Genomic DNA, 25,884 nt, shown 5'->3' with positions numbered 1-25,884 from the left:
GGCGCGATACGCGAGATGTAGTACGCGTCGTGCCCGGCCTGGCTCAGGATATCCCGGTGCGGCACGCCGAGGGCCTGGGCGGCCTCGCGGATCAGGCGCACGCAGCCCGGGTCGAAGCGCTCGTTGCCGAACTGCCACTCGCCGGCGATCCGCATCTCGACGTTGGCTCGGCGCGCGCAGTCGGGAATCGCCGCGCGCACCTCCGCGAGCATCTGATCCGCCACCGCGCGCTCGGCATGGCGCACGTCGCAGGTGAGCTGCGCGTACTCGGAGAGGATGCCCGCCTTGTTCGGCCACGCGATCATGCGGGCCACCGTCGCCTTGCCCTCGCTGGCGTGGTACTTCCACCCCACGTCGTTGACCGCGACGGCCAGCATGGCCGCGCCCACCAGCGCGTTGCGCCGGCGGTCCATCGGGGTCGGCCCCGCGTGCGCGGTCTCGCCGTGGATGTCGACGTGCATGCCGCGCGTGGCGTAGCCACCCACCACGATGCCCACCGGCACCGCCTCGCGATCGAGAATCGGCCCCTGCTCGATGTGCAGCTCGAAGTAAGCGTCGATCGATCGCCCGCCCACCGCGGTCTTGCCGTTGTAGCCGATGCGCTCGAGCTCGGCTCCAAATTGCTTGCCGTCGTCGTCGCGCAGGGCGAGCACCCAGTCCACGTCGAACACGCTCGCGAAGGCGCCCGAGGCGACCATGGGCGGCGTGAAGCGCGCGCCCTCCTCGTTGGTCCAGCACACCAGCTCGAGCGGGCGCTTGGTGGCGACGCGGCGGTCGTCGAGGGTCCGCAGCACCTCGAGCCCGGCCAGCACGCCCACGATGCCGTCGTACTTGCCGCCCGCGAACTGGGTATCGAGGTGGCTGCCCATCAGCACCGGCGGCAGGTGATCGTCCACGCCGGGCCGCCGCGCGAAGATGTTGCCGACGCGGTCCACCGTCACCGTGCAGCCGGCCTCGGTGCACCAGGTGGTGAACAGGTCGCGCATCTCCTTGTCCGCGTCGGTGAGCGCCAGCCGGCGCAGGCCCCCCGCCTTGCCGGGACCGATCTCGCCCGAGCGCATGACGGTGGACCAGAAGCGTGCCGCGTCGATCGAGAACAGATCCGGGCTGGACATGGCGCGCGCCCTCCCGGCGCGCTCCGGTCTTACCGCGCCCCGCGAGAGGCTGTCAACCGTCTTGACACCCGGCGGCGATCCGCGAATATGTGAGCCAGCCGCCGTGCACTACGTCGATCCCTCCACCGGCCAGACCTACCCGCTGAGCGCGCCGCGCTGGCGCGCCGACAACGGCCACTATCTCAACCTGAGTCCGGGCCCGGGCCTGCGCCGCCGCGACATCGACACCGGGCGGCGCTCGGTCTGGCGCTACCGACGTGGACTGGCCGTGGAGGTCGAGCACGCGGTGAGCCTCGGCGAGGGCTGGACCCCGCTGATCCAGGGTCACTGGCATCGCGCCCCCGTGCACTTCAAGCTCGAGTTCATGATGCCGACCGGCTCGTTCAAGGATCGCGGCATGACCGTGATGGTGAGCCATCTCAAGAGCCTCGGGGTGGCCTCGGTGCTGGAGGACTCCTCGGGCAACGCGGGCGCCTCCCTCGCCGCCTACGCCGCGGCGGCCGGACTGCGCTGCCGCATCCTGGTGCCGGAGACCGCTTCGTACCCGAAGATCGCGCAGATCGCCGCGTGCGGCGCCGACGTGGTGACGATCCCCGGCTCACGCCAGGACGTGGCGGACGAGGCGACGCGCCAGAGCGCCGAGCTCTTCTACGCCGGCCACAACTGGCAGCCCTTCTTCGTGGAGGGCACCAAGACTCTGGCGTACGAGGTGTGGGAGCAATCGGACTTCCGCGCCCCCGACAACCTGGTGGTGCCGCTCGGCTACGGCAGCAACGTGCTGGGCGCCGGGCGCGGCTTCGCCGAGCTGGTGCGCAACGGCGAGATCGCCCGCCGCCCGCGCCTCTTCGGCGTGCAGGCCGCCGGCTGCGCCCCCTTCTCCGCCGCCTTCCACGAGAGCGTCGAGCACCTGGTCCCGACTCCGGTGAAGCCGACGATGGCCGAGGGCATCGCGACGCCCAAGCCCACGCGCGTCGCCGAGGTCCTGCGCGCGGTGCGCGAGACCGGGGGCACCGTGCTCGCGGTGGAGGAGGGCGAGATCGCCGAGGCGCTCCGCGGCCTGGCGCGCCTCGGCCTCTACGTGGAGCCGACCTCGGCGGTCGCCGCCGCCGGTCTCACCCGCCTCCTCGATGCCGGCGTGATCCGGCCGCAGGAATACAGCGTGCTGGTGCTGACTGGCTCGGGCCTGAAGGCGTCGGCCACCGTGGGCGAAGTGCTGAAGCTCGGCGCGCGCAGCGCCTAAGCCGCTTCCCGGCTACCCTCGTGGCGAGCGTCTGCCGATGGGCGTGGCACGTGCTGCCGCTTGACCCGCCAGCGCCGTACGTCGCCGCTCGTACCAGCTCGACATCAGCTCCATGGCGATCCAAGCGGCAATGGCACCGACCAGAAGCGCAAGCCTTCCCGCTTCCCAACCCCACTGGTCCGTGATCCAGGCGAACGCCGACGGTGACGCGGCATTGACGATGAGCACCGGTGTCGCGATGCCCCCCAGCACCGCTCCGTACCCCTTCGAGCCGAACAGAGCGAGCGGCACCGCCCCGCGTACGATCGTGATAACCCCCTGAGAGGCGCCCATCAGCAGCGTGAAGATCACGACCAGCGGCAGGCTTCGCGTGCCGAGCATCAGCAGAAGCAGCGATAGCGGCAGGATTCCGACCGCGATGCGGCCCACCGTGATCGCTCGCAGCTTTCTCGCGAACGCGATCTCCACCACCCGCCCACCGAACTGAGCCACTCCCTTCATCGAGGCGACCCATACCGCGACCGCGGTGGTCAGTCCGGCGGCCTCGAGCAGCGGAACGAGCTGCACCGAGACGACGCCGAACACGAAGCCGTTGAGCGACATGACCAGCGCGAACAGCCCGATGGCGACGGAGCGGGCACGCCCTTCGAGCGGAGGCTCTTCCGTCGCCTGCCGGGCCGCACCGGCTGGTTGAGCCGGGCCCTCGGATGCCTCTCGGCGCGAGAGTCCGAACCAATGCAGCGGCAAGCACACCGCCAGGTTGATCACCGCGAAGAGGACGAGGGTCTGTCGCCATCCCACTCGCTGATCGAGGGCGTAGCCAATCACCCAGAACACCGAGGAGGCGAACGCGCCGAAGAGGGTCAGATACGAGATCGCCGACCGCCCCCGGGAGGGCGTGACCTGCACCAGTGCCGCGAAGGCGGCATCGTACAGGCACATCCGCATGCCGAGGCCGAGGAACGCCCAGACCACCAGGTACACCGGCTCGTTGCGGACGTGCGCGAGGGCGAAGAGGCCGGCCCCCACGAAGACGCTGCCGAGGCTCATCACGGTACGAGCCCCGTGTCGATCGATCGCTCGCCCCACCGTCGTCGATACGAGGCCCATCACGAGCAGCGCGACGGTGAAACCCAGGAACACGAACCCCCGGCTCCAACCGGTGTCCTGGCTGATCGGCCCCGCGAGCACGCCGAGACAGTAATAGCTCGTCCCCCAGGCGGTGATCTGGGTGATGCCGAGCGCGACGACCGCGCCCGCCATGGGGCCGGTGAGACGAGGCTTGAATCGCATGGCGACTACTCTACGGAATGCGGCTTGACATATCAATCCACACTTCGATATCTTTCGAAATGTAGCGAGCGGTCAGGGAGGCTTCCCCTATGGGACAGGACAAGGTGGTGGCCAGTTCGTGCGGTGGCGATGGTGGTCCCGGGCCGATACCGACGGCACGGGGTGAGCTGCCCATCGCGGTGATCGGCGCCGGCCCGGTCGGTTTGGCGGCCGCGGCCCAGCTCGCGGCCAGGCGCCAGCGGTTCCTGGTCCTGGAAGCCGGCCCGGCGGTGGGGACACATGTCAGCGCCTGGGGTCACGTCCAGGTCTTCTCGCCGTGGCGCTACAACGTCGATCCCGCCGCCCGGTCCCTGCTCCGCCGCGCCGGATGGGTGGAGCCCGCCGGCGATGCGCTGCCGACCGGCGCCGAGCTGGTCATCAACTATCTGCAGCCGCTGGCGAAGCTACCGGACATCGCGCCCAATCTCCGGTTCGGGACACGAGTGCTCGCGGTGGCTCGCGCCAGTCACGACAAGATGAAGTCGGCGGGTCGCGAGCAGGCGCCCTTCGAGATCCGGATCGGGACCTCGGCGGCCGAGGAGAGCTTGCGGGCCAGAGCCGTGATCGATGCCTCGGGCACCTACGGGTCCCCCAACCCGCTCGGGGCCAACGGTCTCCGGGCCATCGGCGAAGGCGGGGGCCGGCGGCAGATCTTCTCTGGCATCCCGGATGTGCTCGGAAACGACCGCGTCCGCTACGCCGGCCGATCCGTGGCCGTGGTCGGGAGCGGGCATTCGGCCTTCAATGCGCTGCTGGACCTGGCTCAGCTGTCGACGACCGAGCCGGGCACGACCATCACCTGGGTCGTGAGACGAGACGACGTCGCGGCTGCCTATGGAGGAGGGGCGGCCGATGCGCTGCCGGCGCGAGGCGCCCTCGGAGCCCGACTCCGGGCTCTCGTGGATGCGGGTCAGATTCGCCTCGTCGCGGGTTTCCGCACCGCCGTCGTGGAACGCACGACGGAGAAGATCGGCCTTCGTGACCCCGATGGGCGGGCGCTGGGACCGTTCGACGAGATCATCGCCGTCACCGGGTTCCGGCCGGACCTGGCCATGCTGAGCGAGCTTCGGCTGGACCTCGATCCGATTGTCGAGAGCCCGCGGGCGCTGGCTCCCCTGATCGACCCGAATGTCCATAGCTGCGGGACGGTGCCGCCGCATGGCGCCGAGGAGCTGCGGCAACCCGAGCCCGGCTTCTACATCGTCGGCATGAAGAGCTACGGGCGAGCCCCGACGTTTCTGATGCTGACCGGCTACGAGCAGGTGCGCTCGGTGGTCGCGGAGCTGACGGGCGATCTGGTGGCGGCTCGCCGCGTGGAATTGACCCTGCCGGCCACCGGGGTCTGTTCCACCACGCCCGGCGCCGCTGAAGCGACCAGCTGCGCTCCGGTCGCCGCCGAGTCACCGGCCGGCTGTTGCGGCGCTCCCACGCCGACGTTGATCGGCGGACTGGGTCGGACGGTGCGATGAAGACGATCGCGCGTCTTCCGCTGTCCCAGCTCCAGGCGAGCGACGAGCACGTCGACGCGTTCAAGGCCCTGGCCCACCTGTCACGGCTCCAGGTGTTCTTCTGCCTGGTCCGCGCGGGAAAGGAGCTGTCGGTCGGCGAGATTCAAGCCGAGCTCGAGATCCCCGGTCCGACGCTGTCCCACCACCTCGATGTCCTGCGCCGGGCCGGTCTCCTCGAGAACCGCAAGGAAGAGCGTTACATCTACTATTCCGTCAAGCGGGATTCGGTGACGGCGCTGGTTCGCCTGCTCACCGCCTGCTGCTAGGAGGGTGCCATGAGCGCCAAGGTCCATCTGCACATGCACGTGTCCGACCTGGGCAAGAGCCGCGTGTTCTACGAGAAGTTCCTCGGCGCCGACCCGGTGAAGATCAAGCCCGGCTACGTGAAGTTCCTGCCCGATTGGGCGCCGGTCAATCTCGCGCTCTCCGCGGGCGGCGCCGACGGAGAAGGCACCGTGAACCACGTCGGCGTGCAGGTTGACGCGGTCGATACCGTCATGACCCATCTCGCCCGGGTGAAGGCCGCCGGCCTGCCGGTTCGCGAGGAGATGGGTGTCGACTGCTGCCACGCCAACCAGGACAAGTTCTGGGTCCGTGATCCGGACGGGGTCCAGTGGGAGGTCTACCATCTCAACTACGACCTGGAGGGCGAGGACGACAGCTCGCCGGTCAAGGGCGCCGCGCTCCCACTGGCCAAGCGCAACGCCTGCTGCTCCTCCTGAGAGCCGGGATCGGCACTCCCGAGGTCGTGGCGTGAGCGACCGGCCGAGTCTCGCCCGTCGGCTCGTGGCCGAAGGCGTCGGGACCGCCATGCTCCTCGCCACCGTCATCGGGTCGGGAATCATGGCCGAGCGGCTCTCGGGCGGTAACGTGGCGGTCGCCCTGCTCGCCAACACGATGGCAACCGGTGCCGCCCTGGTGGCGCTCATCCTGACGTTCGGGCCGATCTCCGGCGCCCATTTCAATCCAGCGGTCACCCTGGCGGACGCGTCGCAGGGCGGTCTGCCGTGGTCCGACGTGCCTGCCTACCTCATCGCCCAGATCGTCGGCGCCTTCACCGGTGCCGCGGCCGCGCACGTGATGTTCGAGTTGCCTCTTTTCTTCGCCTCGCAGCATGCCCGGTCCGGCCCCGCCCAGATGTTCAGCGAGTTCGTGGCGACGTTCGGGCTCCTGGCCGTCATCTGGGGGTGCGCGCGCACTCGGTCTCCGATCGTACCGTTCGCGGTGGCCGCCTACATCACCGCCGCCTACTGGTTCACCGCCTCGACGTCCTTCGCGAATCCGGCGGTGACCCTGGCGCGCGCGGCATCGGACACGTTCGCCGGCATCCGCCCCGCAGACGCGCCCGGGTTCATCATCGCGCAGCTACTGGGCGCCGGGGCCGCCACCGCGCTCTTCCGGTGGCTGGTGCCGAGCCTTCCCGCGACGGCTCGTGATGTCGTCGTGCGCGGTCGATGAGGGCTCTCGCGCCCGGTGGATCGGCATGGCTGGCTGCGATCTGCATCTCGCGCGTCGGCTCGTTCATGGTCTACATCGCCTACGCCGCGACCCTGCCGGTCCTGCAGCGAGAATGGCATCTGTCCGGGACCGCGGCGGGAACCATCGCGTCGGCATTCCAGGTCACCTATGCCGTCTCCCTGATGGGCTGCTCGAGCCTCGCCGACCGCGTGGGCGCTCGCCGGGTGTTTCTCGCCGGCACGGTGACGTCGGCGGTCGTGGCGGCCGTCTTCGCGATGTACGCGCGGGACTACTGGTCGGGCCTCTGGCTCTATACGCTGCTGGCCCTGACGCAGGGGAGCATGTACACGACCGGCATTCTCCTCGTCGCCGAGAACGTGCCCGTCGAGCGGCGAGGTCGAGCCATGGGCGCCTATCTGGCCGGCCATTCCCTCGGTCTGGCCGTGGCGTTGATGCTGGCGGGTGCCGCCATTCCGCGGGGCGGTTACGTGCTCGCGTTCTGGCTTCTCGCGGTCGGGTCCATCGTCGGTGGTGCGGTCGCCTGGATCGCAGTCCGCTCGACCGCCAACGTCATCACGTCACGGGCCGCGGGTCAGCGGTTTGTCGGCGAGGTGCTCCGCAACCGGCCGGCCATGCTGCTGATCGCGGGCTACACCTTCCACTCCTGGGAGCTGCTGGGCATGTGGGCGTGGACGCCCGCGTTCCTGGCCGCGTGCTTCGTGGCCGCCGGCGCGGAGCTGAGCCGCGGCGCCGGTCTCGGCGCCTACATGACGTCGCTGTTTCATCTGACCGGGATGGTGGCGGCATTTCTCGCCGGGGTGTTCGCCGACCGGTTCGGGCGCACGCCGATCATCCTCATCATGGCGGCCGTCAGCGCCGCCTGCTCGCTGGTCTTTGGATGGCTCATCGGAGCTTCTCTGGCTCTGATCGTCAGCGTGGGCCTCATCTATGGCTTCGCGGCCCTGGGAGACTCGCCGATCTATTCCACCGCGATCACCGAGGTGGTCGCCCCCGCCTACCGCGGCTCCGCGCTGGCCCTGCGGTCCCTCCTGGGCTACGGAGCCGGAGCCATCGCGCCCCTGCTGTTCGGCGCCATCCTCGACTGGCACGGGATCCAGACTGCCGGTGCCTGGGGTTGGGCTTTCGTGAGCCTCGGTCTCGCCGGGCTCGGCGCCGTCTTCTCGGCCATTCTGCTGTACCGGACGACGGGGGCCCGGGTCCTGCACCGAGGCCCGGCGCACCGAGACTCCGCGCTCGGCGTGTCCTCGCGATGACCACGCCCCCGATCCTCACCCGGATCGCCACCGCGGCGGATGCCGAGGCCATTGCCGCGATCTACAACCAGGGCATCGCCGACCGGATCGCGACCTTCGAGACCGAGCCCCGGACCGCGGAACAGATCGCCGCGTTGCTCGCCGACAAGGGCGACCGGTACCCTACGGTGGTGGCCGAGCGGGACGGGCGGCTCGTGGCCTGGGCCGGCGCGGGGGCATATCGGAGCCGGCCGGCCTATTCGGGCGTGGCGGAGCACTCCGTCTACGTCGCCCGCGCGGCTCGCGGCACCGGGGCCGGCCGCGTCACGTTGAACGCGCTGTGCCAGCTCTACGCCGAGCGAGGGTTCTGGAAGATCGTCTCGCGGATCTTTCCCGAGAACATCGCCAGCCTCACCCTCCACGAGAAGTGCGGCTTCAGGGTGGTGGGGGTCTACCACCGCCACGGCAAGCTCGAGGGACAGTGGCGGGACTGTGTCATCGTGGAGCGATTGCTCGACCGAGCCGGTGACGTCGAGCCACCTTGAGGCCGGCGCGCCTCGTCGTCTGCATCTGCATCGCGCAGGTCTGCGCCCAGATCGGCGCCTACACGTGGCCCGCGTTGCTCCCCGAGTTCATCGCGGGCTGGCACCTCACGAACCGTGAAGCCGGCTGGATCACCGGCCTCTTCTACGCCGCCTACACGCTCTCCGTCCCGATCCTCGTCACCCTGACCGACCGGGTGGACCCGCGGGCGGTCTATCTGACCGGGGTCGCGATGACCATTGCCAGTCACTGGGGCTTCGCCGCCTTTGCCGAGGGCTTCTGGACGGCCGCCGCGCTGCGCGCGCTGGCCGGCATCGGCTGGGCCGGGACGTACATGACCGGGCTGAAGCTACTCGCGGATCGCGTGGATGCCACGCTGATGTCCCGCGCCGTCGCGGGACACGCGGCAAGCATCGGCGTCGCGGGCTCACTGTCGTTCGTGTTCGCGGGGGCGTTGAACGGCAGCGTGGGATGGCGAGGCGCCTTCGTGGCCTCCGGCATCGTCGCGCTGGTCGGATGGCTGATCATTGTCTTCTTTGCCCCTCCGCGAGACACGTCCCGCGATACCCGCAGCCAGGGGGCTCTGTTCGACTTCCGGCCGATCCTCCGCAACAGGTCCGCGATGGCCTATGCGCTCGCCTACTGCGCGCACACATGGGAGATGAACGCCCTGCGCGGCTGGGTCGTGGCCTTCCTGGCCTACGTACTTGCGGCGACCGGAGACGGGAGCGGGTGGATCGGCCCGACCGTGGTCGCCACCATCATGGGGTTCATCGGCACGTGGGCCAGCGTCGCCGGCAACGAAGCGTCCATCCGTCTCGGTCGCCAGCGCCTCGTGCGTCTCTCCATGCTGTCGTGCGCCGTGTTCGCGGCCGGTATCGGCTTCCTCGGGGCTCGCTCCTATCCCCTCGCCACCGTCCTCGTGCTCGTCTACGGATTGCTCATCTGGCTGGATTCCTCGTCGCTCACGGCGGGGGCGGCGGGCAGCGCCGACCCTCGTCGTCGCGGCGCGACCCTCGCGGTGCACTCGATGGCCGGCTACGCGGGTGGCTTCGTGGGGCCCGTCGTCATCGGGTCGATTCTCGACCTGGGTGGTGGCATGTCCCCGCTCTCGTGGGGTCTGGCGTTCCTGCACATCGCGGTCATCGGGCTCATCGGGCGATTCGCCTTCGTGACGCTGGCGCCCCGCGACCTCGTCGGCGACAGAGCCGGCCGGTAGCCGAAGCCGGACCGTCGCCAGGCGCAATCGCCGGCGCTTCGGGTCAGTCGGTCTCGATGGGCAAGCTGGAGTCCTCTGCCCACTCGCTCATCGAGCCGTCGTAGAGGGTGAGGTCGTCGAAGCCCAGCTGATGAAGCAGGAAGAGGTCGATGGTCGCGGAGATGCCGGCGCCACAATAGGCGATGACCCGTCGGTCGGGAGTGACTCCAGCCGCATCGAATCGGGCCAGGGCGTCGGCCGGCGAGACGAAGCGCCCGGTCGTGGGATCGACCAGGCTCGTCGCCGGCACATTGACCGAGCCCGGTACGCGCCCGGGTCGGCGGTAGGGCGACGGCCCGAGCCCCTGATAGGATTGCGGGGCCAGTGTGTTCATCGTGACGGTGCGCGAATCGTGGATCGCCGCCTCGACCGCCACCTTGTCGACAACGAGCGCGGGCCGGGAGCGCGGGATGAACGTGGTCGGCAGATACCGCTTCGGCTCACCGCACTCGATCGGCCGGCCCTCGGCCTGCCAGATGTCGAAGCCGCCATCGAGTACCGACACCCGATCGAAGCCGAGCGCGCGCAGCATCCACCAGACCCGGGTCGCCCACATCATCGAGCCGATGCTGTACAGGACGACGTGGCAACCGTCGCCGAGCCCGTGACGGCCGAAGGCCAGGGCCAGCTGCTCGACGGATGGCATCATGAACATCAGGTGCGTGCCGGAGGCGGACAGCTCGCCCTGCAGGTCGAGGAAGTCGGCGCCTGGAATGTGGCCGGCGAGGAACGTTTGCCGGCCCGACACCACCTCGTACGGGACGGCCGAGCCGGCCGGGGCAGGCTCCAGATAGGTCGTGCAGTCGTAACAGCGCAGATCGCCCCGCCCGAGCCGGGCCGCGAGGGCGTCGGTGGAAATCAGGGCGTCGGGATCGCGGATCTGTACCATGCCAGCCTCTGCGCTGAACTCTGCCACAACGTGCGGACCGTGCGGAGCGGGAAGACTGGATGACAGGCTAGTCCGGGCCCGGCCCCGGCACGGCGCACTCGCGGGCAGGACGTTTCGTCAACGGGTTCGCGCCAGGACGGAGCACGTCGATCCCCCAGCCGACGTCGAGCGGCTCGCCAAGCCAGCGCGCACACGAGGTGCGCGCGTGGATCGTCAGGCCCAGCGCGAGTGCTCCTCGTCGATCGCCGCGACCGGATCCGCCGGTGGCAGTGGCGGCGGGACCTCCGGCAGCGGTCGGCCATCCCGCGCCCGCGATTCAGTCGCGCGCGGAAAAGCTGTCAAGCGGAAAGACGGCTGGCTAACCCCCGTAGAACACGTTCGGCCCCAGCTCCTTCAGCCACAGCGTGGCATCGTCCGCGCGGCCCTCGATGGCCCCGCCCTGCCCCGCGTCCACCACCTCGCCGACGAAGACCGAGTGGTCGCCCTTCTCGACGGTATCCACGAGGCGGCATTCGACGTAGGCGGGTGTGCGCTCGAGCACGGGGGCGCCGGTGCTGCCCCAGCGGAAGGGCTCGCCCGAGATGGTCTGGTTCTCGCGCACCGCCGGCTTGAAGAAGGTGAAGGCCATCGCCTGCTGGCCCTTGCCGAGCATGTTGAGCGCGAAGGCCTTCGAGTCCTTGATGAGCGCGTGCGCGTGCGAGTCGGCCTTGACACCGACCGCCACCAGTGGTGGGGCGAACGAGGCCTGGGTGACCCAGTTCACCGTCGCGGCCGCGACCGCGTCGTCCTTGCCCTTCGCGGTCAGCACGTAGAGGCCGTAGGGGATCATGCGCAGCACCGTCTTCTTGACGTTGGCATCCATGGTGGGCTCCTGGGCGCTCTCCTGGAAAATGGTTGTGCCGCCGATTCTGCCACCGCGCCGGCGACGTGTCGACCCGCCGGTTGACCGCCTCGGAGATTCGTGAAAGGCTGTCCGCCATGCCGGCCCGGAGCGGAGCCGAGTACGTCGAATCGATCCGGAAGCAGCCGCCGTGCGTCTACCTCGGTGGACGGCGGATCGCCGACGTCACCGCGGAGCCGGTCTTCGTCGAGCCGATTCGCGCCATCGCCGAGCAGTACGACATGCAGAGCGACCCCGCCTACCGCGACGTGATGACGTATCCCTCGCCGAGCAGCGGGCAGCCGGTGTCGACCTCGTTCCTGATCCCGCGCTCGCGCGAGGAGCTGGTCCGGAAGCGCAAGCACTTCAAGCTGCGCGCGGACCACAACTTCGGCTTCATGGGCCGCTCGCCCGACTTCATGAACCAGTTCGTCACCGGCTGGCACCTGATGGCCGATCGCTTCGCCCGGGCCGGCGCCCGCTTCGGCGAGAACGCCACCCGCTACTACGAGCACGTGCGCGAGCGCGACCTGTTCCTCACCCACATGCTGATCAACCCGCAGATCGATCGCAGCAAGACCTCGGCGCAGCAGGAGGACCCCTACCTGCATCTGGGGCGGGTGCGCGAGACGTCCGACGGCATCATCGTGCGCGGGGCCAAGATGCTGGGCACGATGGCCCCGATCACCGAGGAGGTGGCGGTGATTCCCTTCGGCGGCGTTCCGCCGGGCGACGACGCCTACGCGCTGGCCTTCGCGATTCCCTCGGCCACGCCCGGGCTGACCTTCATCTGCCGCGAGACGGTGTCGTCGCTGCCCCGGTCGCGCTTCGACCATCCGCTGTCGAGCCGCTTCGAGGAGATGGACTGCATCGCGGTGTTCGAGGACGTGCTGGTGCCCTGGGACCGCGTGATGGTCGACGGCAGCCCGGGGAGCGCCGAGATCATCAACACGATGGGCGCGGACTACGGCGCGCTGATCAATCTGCAGACCGCCGCGCGCATGCTGAGCCAGCTCGAGTTCTTCTGCGGGCTCGGCATGAAGGTGGCCGACGCGATCGGGATCACCGGCTTCCTCCACGTGCAGGAGAAGCTGGGCGAGATGCTGAGCCAGATGGAGATCGCCCGCGCGGTGTTCTACGGCTCGGAGGCCATGGCCCAGCAGTTGCCGAGCGGGGTGTGGGTGCCGGGCGGGCACGGCCTGCGCGCGTTTCATCTGCAGACCGGCAAGGTGTACAGCCGCTTCGTGGAGATCGTGCAGAGCCTCGCGGCCGGCGGCTTCTTCTACGCCCCGAGCGAGGCGGATCTGCAGAATCCCGAGCTGCGGCCCTACATCGATCGCTACGTGCGCGGGCGCGCGGGCGTGTCGGCCGAGGAGCGCATCGCGCTGTTCAAGCTGGCGTGGGACGCGACCGGCGAGGCCTTCGCGCAGCGGATGGCCCAGTACGTGCGCTTCTACTCCGGCGACCCGATCCGCTTGACCGCGGGGTTCTACGCCCAGTACGACAAGCGGCCGCTGTTCGACCTGGTCGATCGTGCGCTGGGCCGGCTCGACGGCGTGCCGCTGCCGATCACCCCCGACGACCCCGGCGCGCCCATCCCCTACCAGCCGGGCACGCGCGGCATGGCCGGCACCTACGCCGCCACGTCCCTGCCCACGAACCCGTAGCCCCGGAAGGGGGGCAAAGCCCCCTCCGGGTTACAGATATCGCGTCGGCCAGTTGATCGTGCGCCACATGTGCGCCGCCGGGCTCTGGTCGAAGCCGAGCCCCTCCTTCGGCTGGCGGAAGTGGCGTCCCACCACGTCGGTGAACTCCTCGAGCTCCACCTTCACGGAGGGATCGAACGCGTAGAGGTCGTTCACCGTGATGAGCCGCGAGGTCATGTACCACTTGTGGTCCCGGGCGTACCGGTAGGCTTCCTGGATGTGCGGCTCCGGCACGTAGTCGGCGCCGAACAGCTTCACGTAGAGCTCGGGATACTTGTAGCCGACCGACTCGTCCGGGAAGAAGCGCAGGGCCTGGTGGTAGCGGATGCCCCAGGCGACCTCCTCGTCGACGTAGGGCTCGAGCAGCTGCGCGCTCCAGTAGCCGTGGTCGCTGCGGATGAAGCCGGCGATGGCGATGTCGTGCAGCAGGCAGGCCAGCACGATCGGCTCGGGAAGCCCGTTCTTCATGGCCAGCCGCGCGCTCTGCATCAAGTGGGCGGAGGGGCCGAAGCGGAGCCGGAAGAAGTCGAAGAGCGTCGGCTTGTCCGGCATCTTCGGGAGGCGGGGGTCGTGGCCCATCATGTAGAGCCGGCCATCGTCCGGCGGGCGGGTCACCGGCTGGCGCGGATCGCGCTCCCCCGAGGTGAAGATCACCGACTTCACCACGACCCGGTCGAGCTCCTGGCTCAGCGCGTGCTCGGCGGCCTCGGCCTGCTGCAGCGTCGTCATGAGGGTTCCTCCCGCGTACGATCTTCGTCTGCCGCGCCGCCACGTGTCAAGTTGCCGGGGACGTAAATCCCACCCGGTACTTCCGTCAGACCGGCAGCCGTCCACTCGGGAATTCCTCGATCCGCATTCGATTCGAGACGCGCGGCACACGCCTTGCTGCCCATTTCGGAAGCGCATCCACCGAAAGGAGAAATCATGCGACCCCCTATGTCGATGACCCTCGCAACGCTCGCGCTGCTGGCCGTGCTGGGCCCGTCCGCCAGCCCCGCTCAGCAGCGCTGCGCCGACGTCGAGTCGGCCAAGATAGCACTGAAGGCGAAGCCGGCGGGCCGGCAGCCGATGGCGGCGCGGAGTCAGGACGTGCAGGCCCCGCGGAATCAGGACGTTCAGGCGCCCCGCAACCAGGATATCCAGGCCCCGCGGAATCAGGACATTCAGGCGCCCCGCAACCAGGATATCCAGGCCCCGCGGAACCAGGACATCCAGGCCCCGCGGAGTCAGGACATTCAGGCCCCGCGGAGCCAGGCCGCGCAGCTCGTAAAGGAGGCGGAGGCCGCGTGCAATTCCGGCAACACCGCGCTCGCGAGCGAGAAGGCCCGGGCGGCCATGTCGCTCATCGATCGCTGACATGAGTGACTCGAGCATCACGAACGTCGAGTCGCGCCACTCCCGACGAATTCGAGCCAACGGCCCGTGAACCGGGACCGCGGTTGAGTATGACGCGCTCGTCGGGCTATCCTCGGCTCATGTCGACCCTCTCACGCATCGCGGTAGTCGCCGCCACGGCGTGGCTCACCGCCGCCTCGCTTCCGGCCGTCGCCCAGACTGGATCGACCGACGTCTCGCAGAAGGCGTCCGATACGGTCGAGGCCATCAAGAGCTATTCGATGGAGAAGAAGGACGAGGCCGTCGCCTACGCGAAGAAGGTCGGCGCCGACGTCGACACGCGGATCAAGGAGCTGAAGGCGGAGGCCGCCCGCCAGACCGGCGAGGCCAAGGCCAAGTCGGACGCCCTCATCAAGGACCTCGAGGCGAAGCGGGCGCAGGCCGGTCGGAAGGCGAGGGAGATGAGTCACGCCACCAAGGCCTCGTGGGACAAGACCAAGGACGCCTTCGCCGAGGCCTACCGCGAGGTGGCCGCGGCGTATGACCGGGCGGCGGCCGAGATCAAGAAGTAGCCGCGCGCTGGTCCCGGCCGTCGGCCTCCTCGCCATCCTGACCGGGCCGGCCGCCGCGGCCGAGCCCCGTGTCGACTGCCGGAGGGCCACCACCTCCGGATCCATCGAGGCGCTAATCTGCGGTTCATCCCTGCTATCCGCCCTGGACGGGGAGACGGCGCGGCTGCAGGGACTCGTGACCGCATCCGCCACGACCTCGGCCTCCGGCGCCGTGGCTCCGGAGGCCGAGCAGCGCGACTGGCTCGAGCGGCGCGACCGGTGCATGGGTGGCGTGGCTCCCGAGCGGTGCGCGCTCGATGCCTACCTGGGCCGCATCGCGGCCCTGCGCGCGACCAACGACACCACGCGCGGCGAGGCGCAGGGCATCAGCCACGGGCCGTTCGGGTGGCAGTGCGACGACGGCGCCGGCCCGCTGGCCGCCGTCTTCGTGAATTCGGACCCCGCCTTCCTGATCGTGCGGCGCCAGAACGTGGCCCTGACGATGTGGCGCGCGCTCTCGGCCAGCGGCGCCCGCTATCAGGGGCCGGACGACGCGATGTTCTGGGAGCACCAGGGCGAGGTGAGGTTCCGCGAGCGGGCCTCATCCCCCGAGGTGACGTGCACATCCGACCGGAGGACTCGATGACCACCGACCTGAAGCTCCGGGCGCTGCGCGCCCGCCCCGTCCTGGCCCCGTTCCGCCGCCCGCCGGTCAGCGCCAGCGGTGCCATCCCGAAGGCGGCCCTGGTGCTCTTCGACCTCGAGACCGATGACGGCATCATCGGGCGCTCCTACGTCTTCGGCTTCTCGGCCTGGACGCTGCCCGCCATCGTCGGCTGCGCCCAGGGTCTGTTCGCGATGGTGAAGGGCGACGCACTGGCCCCCGCCGAGATCGAGGCGAAGCTGCGTCGCCAGCTCGCCCTGCTCGACCCCAACGGGCTCGTGGGGCTGGCGCTGGCCGGCATCGACATGGCGGCCTGGGACGCGCTGGCCCGGGCGCATCGCGTGCCGCTGGTCACGCTGCTGGGCGGCGTGCCGAAGGCCATTCCCGCGTACAACAGCACCGGGCTCTGGATCCAACCGGTGGAGACGCTCGCGGACGAGGCGGAGGCCCTGCTGGGTGAGGGCTTTCACGCCATCAAGCTGCGGGTAGGACGTGACGACTTCGCCCAGGACCTGGCCGCGGTGCGCGCGGTGAAGCAGCGCGTCGGCGATCGGGCCACCGTCATGTGCGACTTCAACCAGCGGCTGACCGTGAGCGAGGCGATCCGGCGGGCCCGGGCGCTCGACGGCGAGGGTCTCTACTGGATCGAGGAGCCGGTGCGCCACGACGATTACGACGGCTACGCGCGGATCGCGGCCGAGGCGGCGACCCCGATCCAGACCGGCGAGAACCTGGTCGACACGTACGAGATGGCGCGGGCGATCGCGCTGCGGTCCCTCGACTTCGTCATGCCCGACGTGCAGCGCATCGGCGGCGTCACCGGCTGGCTGCGCGCGGCCGCGCTCGCCCACGCGCACGGCATCGAGATGTCGAGCCATCTCTTCCCCGAGTTCAGCCTGCACCTGCTCGGGGTGACGCCCACCTGCCACTGGCTCGAGTTCATGGACTGGGCCGCGCCGCTGCTGCGGGAGCCCGTGCAGGTCAAGGACGGCGTCGCGCGCATCCCGGACCGCCCGGGCGCGGGCATCGAGTGGAACGAGGAGGCGGTGGCCCGCTACTCGGCCTGAGCGCCCTCGGCCGGCGGCTTGTCGCCGCGGATCTGGGCGATCTTGCGGTCGCGATCCGTGGCGAGACGGTCGAGGTCGCGCCGCAGCGCTTCGTTCAGCTGGGCGACCTCCTCGTGGCTCTTCGCCTTCCGCAGCGCGTCCTGGTGGAGGATCTCGCGCTCGGCCACGCGCGACTGGTGGACCTGGCGGGCCTCCGCGATGGCCGCCTTCTGGGCGTCGTCGAGCGGACGGCTCGCCGCGCCGGCCTCCCGGTCCTTGCGGGCCAGCCGCTCCATCGCCAGCTCGTACGCGGTCTTCGGCCGCTCCGCCTCGCTCATGGCGGCAGTGTAGCAGAACGCGTCCTGGGGTATCCTCTAGACCATGCAGATCGTCCCCTCGGTGTGCCCGCACGACTGCACGAGCACCTGCGCGCTGGAGGTCGAGCGCATCGACGCGCGCACCATCGGCCGCGTCCGCGGCTCGCACCGCAACACCTACACGCGAGGAGTGATCTGCGAGAAGGTCGGCCGCTACGCCGAGCGCGTGCACCATCCCGATCGCCTGCTCCATCCGCTGCGCCGCGTGGGGCCGAAGGGCGCCGGCCGCTTCGAGCGGATCGGCTGGGACGACGCGCTCGACCTGGTCGCCGACGCCTTCACCCGTCAGGCGCAGCGGCTCGGGCCCGAGACGGTGTGGCCCTACTACTACGCGGGCACCATGGGTCTGGTGCAGCGCGACGGCATCAACCGGCTGCGCCACGCGATGGGCTACTCGCGCTACTACTCCACGATCTGCGTCACGCTGTCCGACACCGGCTGGGCCGCCGGGGTCGGGGCCAAGCGCGGCGTGGACCTGCGCGAGATCGACGAGCACTCCGACCTGGTGGTGATCTGGGGCGGCAACCCGGTCAACACCCAGGTCAACGTGATGAATCACGCCATGGCCGCCCGCCGGCGCGGAGCCCGCCTCGTGGTGGTGGATCCGTATCGCACCGGCACCGCGGCCCGCGCCGATCTGCACCTGGCCCCGCGCCCGGGCACCGACGGCGCGCTGGCGTGCGGGATCATGCACGTGCTGTTCGCCGAGGGCTTCGCGGACTGGGACTACCTGCGCGCCTACACCGACTGCCCGGACGAGCTGGCCGCCCACGTGGCGAGCCGCACGCCCGCGTGGGCCGCCGCGATCACCGGCCTCCCCGCGGGCGCCATCGTGGACTTCGCCCGGCTCTACGGCGGCACGAAGAAGAGCTTCATCCGCTGCCACCACGGCTTCAGCCGCTCGCGCAACGGCGCGGTGAACATGCACGCGGTCTCCTGCCTGCCCGCGATCACCGGCGCCTGGCGGTACCGAGGCGGCGGCGCGGTCTACGGGCAGACCGCGCTCTATCCGCTGGACCGCACGCTCATCGAAGGCCTCGATCTGGTCGATCCGTCGATCCGCGCCCTGGACCAGTCGCGCCTGGGCCCGATCCTCACCGGCGACCACGCGGCGCTGCTGGGCGGGCCGCCGGTGACCGCGATGCTCGTGCAGAACACGAACCCGGCGATGGTCTGCCCGGAAACCAACCTGGTCCATCGCGGCCTCGCCCGCGAGGATCTCTTCCTCTGCGTGCACGAGCAGTTCCTGACCGAGACCGCCGCCTTCGCCGACATCGTGCTGCCCGCCACCATGATGGTCGAGCACGACGACTTCTACACCGCGAGCGGGCACACCTACTTCCAGGTCGCCAAGAAGGTGATCGAGCCGCCCGGCGAGTGCCGCGAGAACCACCAGGTGATCTGCGCGCTGGCCAAGCGCCTGGGCGCCCGGCATCCCGGCTTCGAGATGACGGCGTGGGAGATCATGGACGAGACGCTGGGCATGTCCGGGATGTGGGACGCGGAGACCAACTGGCAGCGCGGCGGCCAGGATCACGCGCTGCCCTTCGAGACCGCCCACTTCCTCGACGGCTTTCCCACCCCCGACCGGCGCTTCCACTTCAAGCCGGACTGGTCGCGGTACGGCGGGCGCGGGGCCTCGATGCCGACGCTGCCCGATCACTTCGACGTGATCGACAATGCCACCGCGGACAAGCCCTTCCGCCTGGTGGCCGCACCCGCCCGCTCGTTCCTGAACTCCACGTTCACCGAGACGAAGTCGTCGCAGGATCGCGAGAAGCGGCCGACCGCGCTGCTGCATCCCGAGGACTGCGCGGCCCTCGGCGTGACCGCGGGCACGCCGGTGCGCCTGGGCAACCAGCGCGGCGAGACGATCGCGCACGTCGAGCCCCGGCCGGGCCAGCCGCGGGGCGTGGTGGTGGTGGAGGGCGTGTGGCCCAACGGGCGCTTCGCGGGCGGGATCGGCATCAACGCGCTGACCAGCGCCGAGCCCGGCTATCCAAACGGCGGTGCCGTCTTCCACGACACCGCGGTATGGATCCGGCCCATTGACTTGACGGGCGCCGCCCGGCTATAACGCTCCCCACTACGTCACGCCGCGACCAGCGTCGCCGCGGCGGACGCGCTCCACCGGTGGAGGGGTCCGCTCCTGGATACCATCCTGCAGCTCGCCCTCAACGGCCTCGCCGTCGGCTGCATCTACGGCCTGGTCGCCCTCGGCTTCGTGCTGATCTACAAGGCCACCGAGCTGGTGAACTTCGCCCAGGGCGACCTGCTGATGCTGGGGGCCTTCGTCTGCTACATGTTCGTGGTCTGGTACGGCGTGGGGTACTGGGCCGCCTTCGCCCTCGCGGTGGTCATCGTGGGCCTCTTCGGCGCGGTGCTCGACCGCACCGTGCTCCGGCGCGTCATCGGCCAGCCCCAGTTCGCGGTGGTCATGCTGACCATCGGTCTCGGTGCCATGTTCCGGAGCGTCGCCTCGCTCATCTGGGGCTCCGAGATCTACACGCTGCCGACCCCGTTCAGCGCCCAGACCTCCCGGGTCGGCGGCGTCAGCGTGAGCCACGAATACGTGTCGATCATCGTCGGCACGCTGGTGCTGTGCGCGGTGCTCTACGCCTTCTTCACCTACTCGCGGGTGGGCGTGGCCATGCAGGCCGCGTCGCAGAACCAGCTCGCCGCGTACTACATGGGCATCCCGGTGAAGCGGATGTTCTCGCTGATCTGGGCGATCTCGGCCGGGGTGGCCGCCATCGCGGGCGTGCTGCTGGCCCCGGTCTCGCTGATCGACATCAACCTGGGCTTCATCGGGCTCAAGGCCTTCGCGGCCGCGGTGCTGGGCGGCTTCGGATCGATTCCCGGCGCCCTGGTGGGCGGCATCACCATCGGGCTGATCGAGCTGTTCTCGGGCGCGTACCTGCCGCTCGGAGTCAAGGACGTGGCGGCCTACATCGTGCTGCTCCTGGTGCTGGCGATCCGCCCGCAGGGCATGTTCGGGACGGTCGGCCGCAAGAAGGTGTGACCGGGCATGCGCGTCCCGTTCAAGACGACCTACGACCAGGACCTGGGCCTCTTCCAGGATCCGGTGCAGCGCCGGTGGTACGCGGCTCTGCTCGCCGCGGTGATCCTGCTGCCGCTGGCGGTGCCGGACTTCCTGGTCGACATCAGCATGGTGTTGATCTACGGCATCTGCGGCGTCTCGCTGATGGTGCTGGCCGGCTACACCGGGCTGGTGAGCCTCGGCCACGCCGCGTTCCTCGGCATCGGCGCCTACGCGCACGTCTACTTCCTCCAGGACCTGCACCTGCCCTGGATCGTCGCGATGGCCCTCGCCGCCGCGCTGTCCGCGGCCGCCGGGGTGCTGGTGGGGCTGCCCGCGCTGCGCATGACCGGCGTCTACCTGACCATCGCCACGCTCGCCTTCGCGCTGATCATCCAGGAGGTGTTCACGCGCTGGGAGCACGTCACCCACGGGCTGAAGGGCCGGCCGGTGGACAAGCCGGTGATCTTCGGCGTCTCGTTCACCTCGGACCTGGCGTTCTACTACCTGTGCCTGGCCGTGCTCATCGGGGCGCTCTGGCTCACCGCCAACGTGCTGCGCGCCCCCACCGGCCGCGCGTGGGTGGCCATCCGCGACAGCGAGATCGCCGCCCAGTCCATGGGCGTGCACCTGGCCCGCTACAAGACCATGGCCTTCGCCTACTCGGCCGGGCTCATGGGCGCGGCGGGCGCGCTCTTCGCCCACAAGATCGGGTTCCTGGCCCCCGACATCTTCAGCGTGCTGCTGTCGATCCAGTTCCTGTTGATGGTGGTGGTGGGCGGTCTCGGCAGCCTGCACGGCGCCCTCTACGGCGCGGTCTTCGTGGCGATGCTGCCGGTGCTGATCTCGGAGGCGCGCGACAACGTGCCGCAGTGGGCGGGCCACGCGGCGGGCGCGCTCGGCCACGATGCCGGCAACGCGGTGTACCTGGCGCTGGACCGGTTCGTGAAGCAGCCCGGGCTCGAGCCGGGCATCTTCGGCCTGATCCTGGTGCTCTTCATCCTGTTCGAGCCCCTCGGCATCTACGGCCGCTGGCGCAAGCTGCAGGTCTTCTTCTCCACGTTCCCCCTGTACAAGCGCGCCACCTTCCGGCGCCAGAAGACCTACATGCGCTCGGAGCGCCTGCGGTGAGCTTCTTCGCGGCCGACAATCTGGGAATGAACTTCGGCGGCATCCGGGCGGTCGACGGCGTGAGCTTCGCGGTCGAGCGGGGCCAGGTCTTCACCATCATCGGCCCCAACGGCGCCGGCAAGACCACCATCTTCAACCTGGTCTCGCGCATCTACGACGCGAGCGGAGGGCGTCTGCTCTTCCGCGACGAGGACATCACCCGGGTGCCTCCGCACGAGATCGCCCGGCGCGGCATCGCGCGCACCTTCCAGAACATCGAGCTGTTCGAGCACGCTTCGGTGCTGCAGAACCTGCTCCTGGGCCGCCACGCGCACGCTCGCCCGCACCTGGTGCAGGAGCTCCTGTTCCTGCCCGGAGTGCGCGCTCGCGAGCGCGCGCATCGCGAGGCGGCCGAGAAGGTGATCGATTTCCTCGACCTGCAGCCCTACCGCGACAGCCTGGTGGTGAACCTGCCCTACGGGGTCCGCAAGGTGGTGGAGATGGGCCGCGCCCTCTGCACCGAGCCCACGCTCTTGCTGCTCGACGAGCCATCCTCGGGCCTCAGCGTGGAGGAGACCGCGGACATGGCGTTCTGGATCGAGGACATCCGCACGCTGCTCGGCATCACCGTGCTGATGGTGGAGCACGACATGAGCCTGGTGAGCGCGGTCTCGGACCGCGTGCTGGCGCTCAACTACGGGCGCGCCATCGCCTGCGGCAGCTCTCGGGAAGTCCAGGAGCATCCCGACGTGATCAAGGCCTATCTGGGAGGCTGACGGTGGCCGAGGCGCTCCTCACCGTCAGCAACGTCGAGACCTTCTACGGGCCGATCATGGCGCTGCGCGGGGTGAGCTTCCGCGTGCCGGCCGGCGCCATCGTCACCATCCTCGGGGCCAACGGAGCGGGCAAGACCACCATCCTCAAGACGGTCTCCGGGGTGATGGATCCGCAGAAGGGCACCGTCCTGCTCGAGGGCCGCCCGATCCAGGGCCTCGACCCGGACCGGGTGGCGCGGCTCGGGCTGAGCCACGTGCCGGAGGGACGCGAGGTCTTCCCGTTCCTCTCGGTGCGCGAGAACCTGCGCATGGGCGCCTACAACCGCAAGGACACCGACGGGGTGGCCCGGGACCTCGAGATGGTCAACGAGTACTTCCCGGTGCTGCGGGCGCGGGCCGAGCAGCGCGCGGGCCAGCTCTCGGGCGGCGAGCAGCAGATGCTGGCCATCGCCCGAGCCCTGATGGCTCGCCCCAAGGTCATGCTGCTCGACGAGCCCTCGCTCGGGCTGGCCCCCAAGCTGGTCAAGGACATCTTCGAGATCATCCGCCGCATCAATCGCGAGCACGGGGTGACCGTGCTGCTGGTGGAGCAGAACGCCAACGTGGCGCTGCACACCGCGGACTACGGCTACGTGCTGGAGCTGGGTCGCATCGTGATGGAGGACACCTGCGAGCGCCTGCTCGACAAGGACGACATCCGCGAGTTCTATCTGGGCCTCAAGGAATCGAGCGTCCGCGGCACGCGGCGCTGGAAGAGGAAGAAGACATGGCGCTGACCACCGAGCCCGGCCGGGCCGCCCCCGCGGCGCCCGCGCTCGTCCACGGCCACGACACCCTGCCCCGCCTGTTCCGCCACGTGGTGCGGGAACGCGGGGACCGCGTCGCGATGCGGGAGAAGGACCTCGGGATCTGGCGCGGAATCTCCTGGCGCGAGTACGGCGAGCAGGCGAAGCGGGTCGGGCTGGGGCTGGTCGCTCTCGGGCTGCGCCCGCGCGACGTCGTCTCGATCGTGGCCGACAATTCGCCGGAGTGGCTCTACACCGACCTCGGCGTGATGTCGGTGGCCGGGATCCCCAACGGCATCTACACCACCGACTCGGCCCGCCAGGTCGAGTACATCGTCAACGACAGTGGCACCCGCTTCTTCTTCGCGGAGAACGAAGAGCAGCTCGACAAGATCCTGGAGGTGCGGGACCGCTGCCCGGGGCTGGTGAAGATCTTCGTCTACGACATGGAAGGGCTGCACGCCTTCCGCGACGAGCAGGTCATGCCGTTCGCGGCCCTGCTGGAGCTGGGCGCGCGGTACGACCGCGACCATCCCGGCGCGTTCGATCGACTGGTGGACATCGCGCAGCCCGACGATCTGGCGATCCTCGTCTACACCTCCGGCACCACCGGGCCGCCGAAGGGCGCGATGCTCACCCATCGCAACATCCTCTTCCAGCTCGCCTACGCCGACTTCATCACTCCGCTGCGCGAGGGCGACCAGCAGCTGTCCTTCCTGCCCCTCTGTCACGTGGCGGAGCGCACCTTCACCGTCTTCAACCCGCTCTACACCGGCTCGACCGTGAACTTCGCCGAAAGCATCGACACGGTCCCGGAGAACATCCGCGAAGTGGCCCCCGCCCTCTTCTTCGCGGTGCCGCGCATCTGGGAGAAGTTCTACTCGGGGGTGGCCCTCCGCATGCGGGACGCCACCTGGCTGGGCCGCTTCGCCTACGAGCAGGCCTTCCGCATCGGCCGGCGCATCGCGGAGGCGCGCATCGCGGGCCGCCCGCCCTCGGCGTGGGAGCGGCTGGCCTTCCGGGTGGCCGACTTCCTGGTGCTCGACAACGTCAAGCGGTCCATCGGCCTCCATCGCGCGCGCGGAGCCGCGACCGGGGCCGCGCCGATCGCGCCGGATCTGATCCGGTGGTACCTCGCGCTCGGCATCAACATGGTGGAAGTGTACGGGCAGACCGAGAACACCGGCCTGGCCACCGCGATGCCGCCGGACCGCATCAAGCTCGGCTCGGTGGGGGTGGCCCGGCCGGGCACCGAGGTGCGCGTGTCGCCCGAGGGCGAGATCTTGCTGAAGGGCCCCCACGTCTTCAAGGGCTACTACGGCAAGCCGGAGAAGACCGCCGAGACCGTCGTGGACGGGTGGCTGCACACCGGCGACGTGGGCACCATCGACGCCGAGGGCTTCGTGCGGATCACCGACCGCATGAAGGACATCATCATCACCGCGGGGGGCAAGAACGTCACGCCGTCCGAGATCGAGAACCAGCTCAAGTTCTCGCCCTACATCTCGGACGCGGTGGTGATCGGCGACCGGCGCAAGTTCCTCTCCTGCCTCGTGATGATCGACCACGAGACGGTGGCCCAGTTCGCCCAGGAGAGCAATGTGCCGTTCAGCAACTTCGCCTCGCTCTGCCGGGCCCCCGAGGTGCAGGAGCTGATCCGGGGCGAGATCGAGCGGGTGAACCGGCAGCTCGCGCGGGTGGAGACGATCAAGACGTTCCGGCTGATCGAGCAGCTCCTCACCCCGGAGGACGAGGAGCTGACCCCGACCATGAAGCTCCGGCGCACCTTCGTCAACGTGAAGTACAAGGACCTGATCGAGGACATGTACGAAAGGAGCGAGGGATGAAGCGACTACTGGCAATCAGCGTGCTGGCCGCCGCGGTGGCGATCGCCGGAGTGGCCGCCGCCCAGAAGGACACCCGCGGCGTCACCAAGACCGAGATCGTGCTCGGCATGCACACCGACCTCTCCGGGCCCGCCGCCACCTACGGCGTCTCGTCGTCGAACGCGGTGAAGATGCGCTTCGACGAGGCCAACGAGGCGGGGGGCATCCACGGCCGGAAGATCCGGCTGATCGTGGAGGACACCCAGTACCAGGTGCCGCGGGCGGTGCAGGCCGGGGCCAAGCTGTTCAACCGGGACCGGGTATTCGCGATCGTGGCCGGCCTCGGCACCCCGATGAACAACGCCCTGTTCAAGGACCAGTTCGAGGCGGGGATCCCCAACCTCTTCCCGCTCTCGGCCGCGCGCTCGATGTACGAGCCCTTCAACAAGCTGAAGTTCTACGGAGCGGCCAGCTACGTCGACCAGGTCCGCGCCGGCATCAACTACTTCGTGACCAAGAAGGGCAAGAAGGCCCTCTGCGTGATGTACCAGGACACCGACTTCGGCAAGGAGGTGCTGGACGGCGTCCAGATGCAGGCCGAGAAGATGAAGCTCAAGATCGTGGAGACCACCGCCCACAAGCCCACCGACCAGGACTTCAGCGCGCAGATCACCAAGCTCAAGGGAGCCGGCTGCGACCTGGTGGTGCTGGGCACGATCGTGCGCGACTCCATCGTGCCGTACGCCACCGCGCGCAAGATCGGCTGGACCGACGTGGACTTCCTCGGCTCCGCGGCCACCTACGATCTCTTCGTGGCCGCCGCCCAGGGCGGGGTGACCGAGGGCCTCTACGCGATGGGCCTCACCGCGATGCCCTATCGCGACACGCTAAGCCCCGAGGCCCAGAAGTGGTTCGACCGCTACAAGGACCGCTACAAGGTCGATCCGAACATCGGCGCGATCTACGGGCACGTGGCCGCCGATCTCACCGTGACCGCGATCGAGAAGACGGGGCCCGAGCTGAACACCGACACGTTCGTCAAGGCGATGGAGTCGATCAAGGGCTACCACGACATCTTCAACGGCCCCGAGGTCAGCTTCGGCCCCGACAAGCACCAGGGCGCGAACTCCTCGTTCCTGGCGGTGGTGAGGGGCGGGCGCTGGGTGCGCCTGACCGACCCGCTGTCCTTCTA

General features: G+C 69.6%; 26 protein-coding genes. 20 read left to right on the top strand and 6 right to left on the bottom strand.

The window, feature by feature from the left end; all coding sequences use genetic code 11:
* Nucleotides 1–1,115: Zn-dependent hydrolase (locus VKN16_06420; protein ID HME93833.1), on the bottom strand; the 1,115-nt coding region annotated here is incomplete at its 3' end.
* A gap of 103 nt (nt 1,116–1,218) precedes the next feature.
* Here VKN16_06420 and VKN16_06415 point away from each other — a divergent pair.
* On the top strand, nt 1,219–2,355 hold the full coding sequence (locus tag VKN16_06415) for a threonine synthase (protein HME93832.1): 1,137 nt from the start codon (nt 1,219–1,221) through the stop codon (nt 2,353–2,355).
* 12 nt (nt 2,356–2,367) lie between these two features.
* On the opposite strand, the gene VKN16_06410 is transcribed toward VKN16_06415, so the two are convergent.
* Nucleotides 2,368–3,618 carry an MFS transporter gene (locus VKN16_06410; protein ID HME93831.1) on the bottom strand — a complete coding sequence of 417 codons (1,251 nt, stop codon included), beginning with the start codon at nt 3,616–3,618 and terminating at the stop codon, nt 2,368–2,370.
* Nucleotides 3,619–3,737: 119 nt separating this feature from the next.
* Between VKN16_06410 and VKN16_06405 the strand changes: the two genes are divergently transcribed.
* The 7 genes from VKN16_06405 to VKN16_06375 are packed head-to-tail and all read left to right on the top strand — an operon-like array spanning nt 3,738 to nt 9,668.
* A complete protein-coding gene (locus VKN16_06405) occupies nt 3,738–5,156 on the top strand; it encodes an NAD(P)-binding domain-containing protein (protein ID HME93830.1) in 1,419 nt (472 codons plus the stop codon).
* A complete protein-coding gene (locus VKN16_06400; GenBank protein ID HME93829.1) occupies nt 5,153–5,461 on the top strand; it encodes a metalloregulator ArsR/SmtB family transcription factor in 309 nt (102 codons plus the stop codon). Before VKN16_06405 ends, VKN16_06400 begins: the two co-directional genes overlap by 4 nt.
* Nucleotides 5,462–5,470: 9 nt before the next feature.
* Nucleotides 5,471–5,917 (top strand): ArsI/CadI family heavy metal resistance metalloenzyme, encoded by a 447-nt coding sequence (locus VKN16_06395; protein HME93828.1) that lies wholly within the window; start codon nt 5,471–5,473, stop codon nt 5,915–5,917.
* Nucleotides 5,918–5,948: 31 nt separating this feature from the next.
* Entirely contained in the window at nt 5,949–6,653 is a 705-nt protein-coding gene (locus VKN16_06390; GenBank protein HME93827.1) for an MIP/aquaporin family protein, read from the top strand.
* Nucleotides 6,650–7,927 carry an MFS transporter gene (locus VKN16_06385; protein ID HME93826.1) on the top strand — a complete coding sequence of 426 codons (1,278 nt, stop codon included), beginning with the start codon at nt 6,650–6,652 and terminating at the stop codon, nt 7,925–7,927. The genes VKN16_06390 and VKN16_06385 overlap by 4 nt, the downstream gene beginning before the upstream one ends.
* On the top strand, nt 7,924–8,451 hold the full coding sequence (locus VKN16_06380) for an arsinothricin resistance N-acetyltransferase ArsN1 family A (GenBank protein HME93825.1): 528 nt from the start codon (nt 7,924–7,926) through the stop codon (nt 8,449–8,451). The genes VKN16_06385 and VKN16_06380 overlap by 4 nt, the downstream gene beginning before the upstream one ends.
* A complete protein-coding gene (locus VKN16_06375; protein HME93824.1) occupies nt 8,448–9,668 on the top strand; it encodes an MFS transporter in 1,221 nt (406 codons plus the stop codon). The genes VKN16_06380 and VKN16_06375 overlap by 4 nt, the downstream gene beginning before the upstream one ends.
* 43 nt (nt 9,669–9,711) lie before the next feature.
* On the opposite strand, the gene VKN16_06370 is transcribed toward VKN16_06375, so the two are convergent.
* Nucleotides 9,712–10,596 carry a sulfurtransferase gene (locus tag VKN16_06370; GenBank protein ID HME93823.1) on the bottom strand — a complete coding sequence of 295 codons (885 nt, stop codon included), beginning with the start codon at nt 10,594–10,596 and terminating at the stop codon, nt 9,712–9,714.
* Nucleotides 10,597–10,954: 358 nt separating this feature from the next.
* On the bottom strand, nt 10,955–11,458 hold the full coding sequence (locus tag VKN16_06365) for a flavin reductase family protein (GenBank protein ID HME93822.1): 504 nt from the start codon (nt 11,456–11,458) through the stop codon (nt 10,955–10,957).
* A 116-nt stretch (nt 11,459–11,574) separates the two neighbouring features.
* On the opposite strand from VKN16_06365, the gene VKN16_06360 reads away from it, so the two are divergent.
* Nucleotides 11,575–13,143: a 4-hydroxyphenylacetate 3-hydroxylase N-terminal domain-containing protein gene (locus tag VKN16_06360; protein HME93821.1), complete on the top strand. Its 1,569-nt coding sequence runs from the start codon at nt 11,575–11,577 to the stop codon at nt 13,141–13,143.
* Nucleotides 13,144–13,173: 30 nt separating this feature from the next.
* On the opposite strand, the gene VKN16_06355 is transcribed toward VKN16_06360, so the two are convergent.
* Nucleotides 13,174–13,911 carry a hypothetical protein gene (locus VKN16_06355; protein ID HME93820.1) on the bottom strand — a complete coding sequence of 246 codons (738 nt, stop codon included), beginning with the start codon at nt 13,909–13,911 and terminating at the stop codon, nt 13,174–13,176.
* A 195-nt stretch (nt 13,912–14,106) separates the two neighbouring features.
* Between VKN16_06355 and VKN16_06350 the strand changes: the two genes are divergently transcribed.
* The 4 genes from VKN16_06350 (at nt 14,107) to VKN16_06335 (ending at nt 16,799) form a co-directional block, all read left to right on the top strand.
* Nucleotides 14,107–14,538: a hypothetical protein gene (locus VKN16_06350; protein ID HME93819.1), complete on the top strand. Its 432-nt coding sequence runs from the start codon at nt 14,107–14,109 to the stop codon at nt 14,536–14,538.
* 119 nt (nt 14,539–14,657) lie between these two features.
* The gene (locus VKN16_06345) at nt 14,658–15,089 is read left to right on the top strand and encodes a hypothetical protein (protein ID HME93818.1); all 432 of its coding nucleotides are present in this window, start codon (nt 14,658–14,660) and stop codon (nt 15,087–15,089) included.
* A 175-nt stretch (nt 15,090–15,264) separates the two neighbouring features.
* On the top strand, nt 15,265–15,714 hold the full coding sequence (locus VKN16_06340; protein HME93817.1) for an MliC family protein: 450 nt from the start codon (nt 15,265–15,267) through the stop codon (nt 15,712–15,714).
* Nucleotides 15,711–16,799 carry an enolase C-terminal domain-like protein gene (locus VKN16_06335; protein ID HME93816.1) on the top strand — a complete coding sequence of 363 codons (1,089 nt, stop codon included), beginning with the start codon at nt 15,711–15,713 and terminating at the stop codon, nt 16,797–16,799. The genes VKN16_06340 and VKN16_06335 overlap by 4 nt, the downstream gene beginning before the upstream one ends.
* Here VKN16_06335 and VKN16_06330 read toward each other — a convergent pair.
* A complete protein-coding gene (locus tag VKN16_06330; GenBank protein HME93815.1) occupies nt 16,787–17,116 on the bottom strand; it encodes a hypothetical protein in 330 nt (109 codons plus the stop codon). The genes VKN16_06335 and VKN16_06330 overlap by 13 nt on opposite strands.
* A 43-nt stretch (nt 17,117–17,159) precedes the next feature.
* On the opposite strand from VKN16_06330, the gene VKN16_06325 reads away from it, so the two are divergent.
* The 7 genes from VKN16_06325 to VKN16_06295 form a co-directional block, all read left to right on the top strand.
* A complete protein-coding gene (locus VKN16_06325; GenBank protein ID HME93814.1) occupies nt 17,160–19,232 on the top strand; it encodes a molybdopterin oxidoreductase family protein in 2,073 nt (690 codons plus the stop codon).
* Nucleotides 19,233–19,304: 72 nt separating this feature from the next.
* Nucleotides 19,305–20,177: a branched-chain amino acid ABC transporter permease gene (locus VKN16_06320; GenBank protein ID HME93813.1), complete on the top strand. Its 873-nt coding sequence runs from the start codon at nt 19,305–19,307 to the stop codon at nt 20,175–20,177.
* Between the two features lie 6 nt (nt 20,178–20,183).
* Nucleotides 20,184–21,326, top strand: a complete 1,143-nt coding sequence (locus VKN16_06315; protein ID HME93812.1) for a branched-chain amino acid ABC transporter permease — start codon at nt 20,184–20,186, stop codon at nt 21,324–21,326.
* Entirely contained in the window at nt 21,323–22,081 is a 759-nt protein-coding gene (locus tag VKN16_06310; protein ID HME93811.1) for an ABC transporter ATP-binding protein, read from the top strand. The genes VKN16_06315 and VKN16_06310 overlap by 4 nt, the downstream gene beginning before the upstream one ends.
* Before the next feature lie 56 nt (nt 22,082–22,137).
* On the top strand, nt 22,138–22,857 hold the full coding sequence (locus tag VKN16_06305; protein ID HME93810.1) for an ABC transporter ATP-binding protein: 720 nt from the start codon (nt 22,138–22,140) through the stop codon (nt 22,855–22,857).
* A complete protein-coding gene (locus tag VKN16_06300) occupies nt 22,848–24,713 on the top strand; it encodes an AMP-binding protein (GenBank protein HME93809.1) in 1,866 nt (621 codons plus the stop codon). The genes VKN16_06305 and VKN16_06300 overlap by 10 nt, the downstream gene beginning before the upstream one ends.
* On the top strand, nt 24,710–25,884 hold a 1,175-nt coding region (locus VKN16_06295; protein HME93808.1), incomplete at its 3' end, for an ABC transporter substrate-binding protein. The genes VKN16_06300 and VKN16_06295, both read left to right, overlap by 4 nt.

It is taken from the genome of Candidatus Methylomirabilota bacterium (genome assembly GCA_035315345.1).
In the GTDB taxonomy this organism is placed as follows: Bacteria; Methylomirabilota; Methylomirabilia; order Rokubacteriales; family CSP1-6; genus CAMLFJ01.
This window is presented reverse-complemented; position numbering and strand designations above follow the sequence as displayed.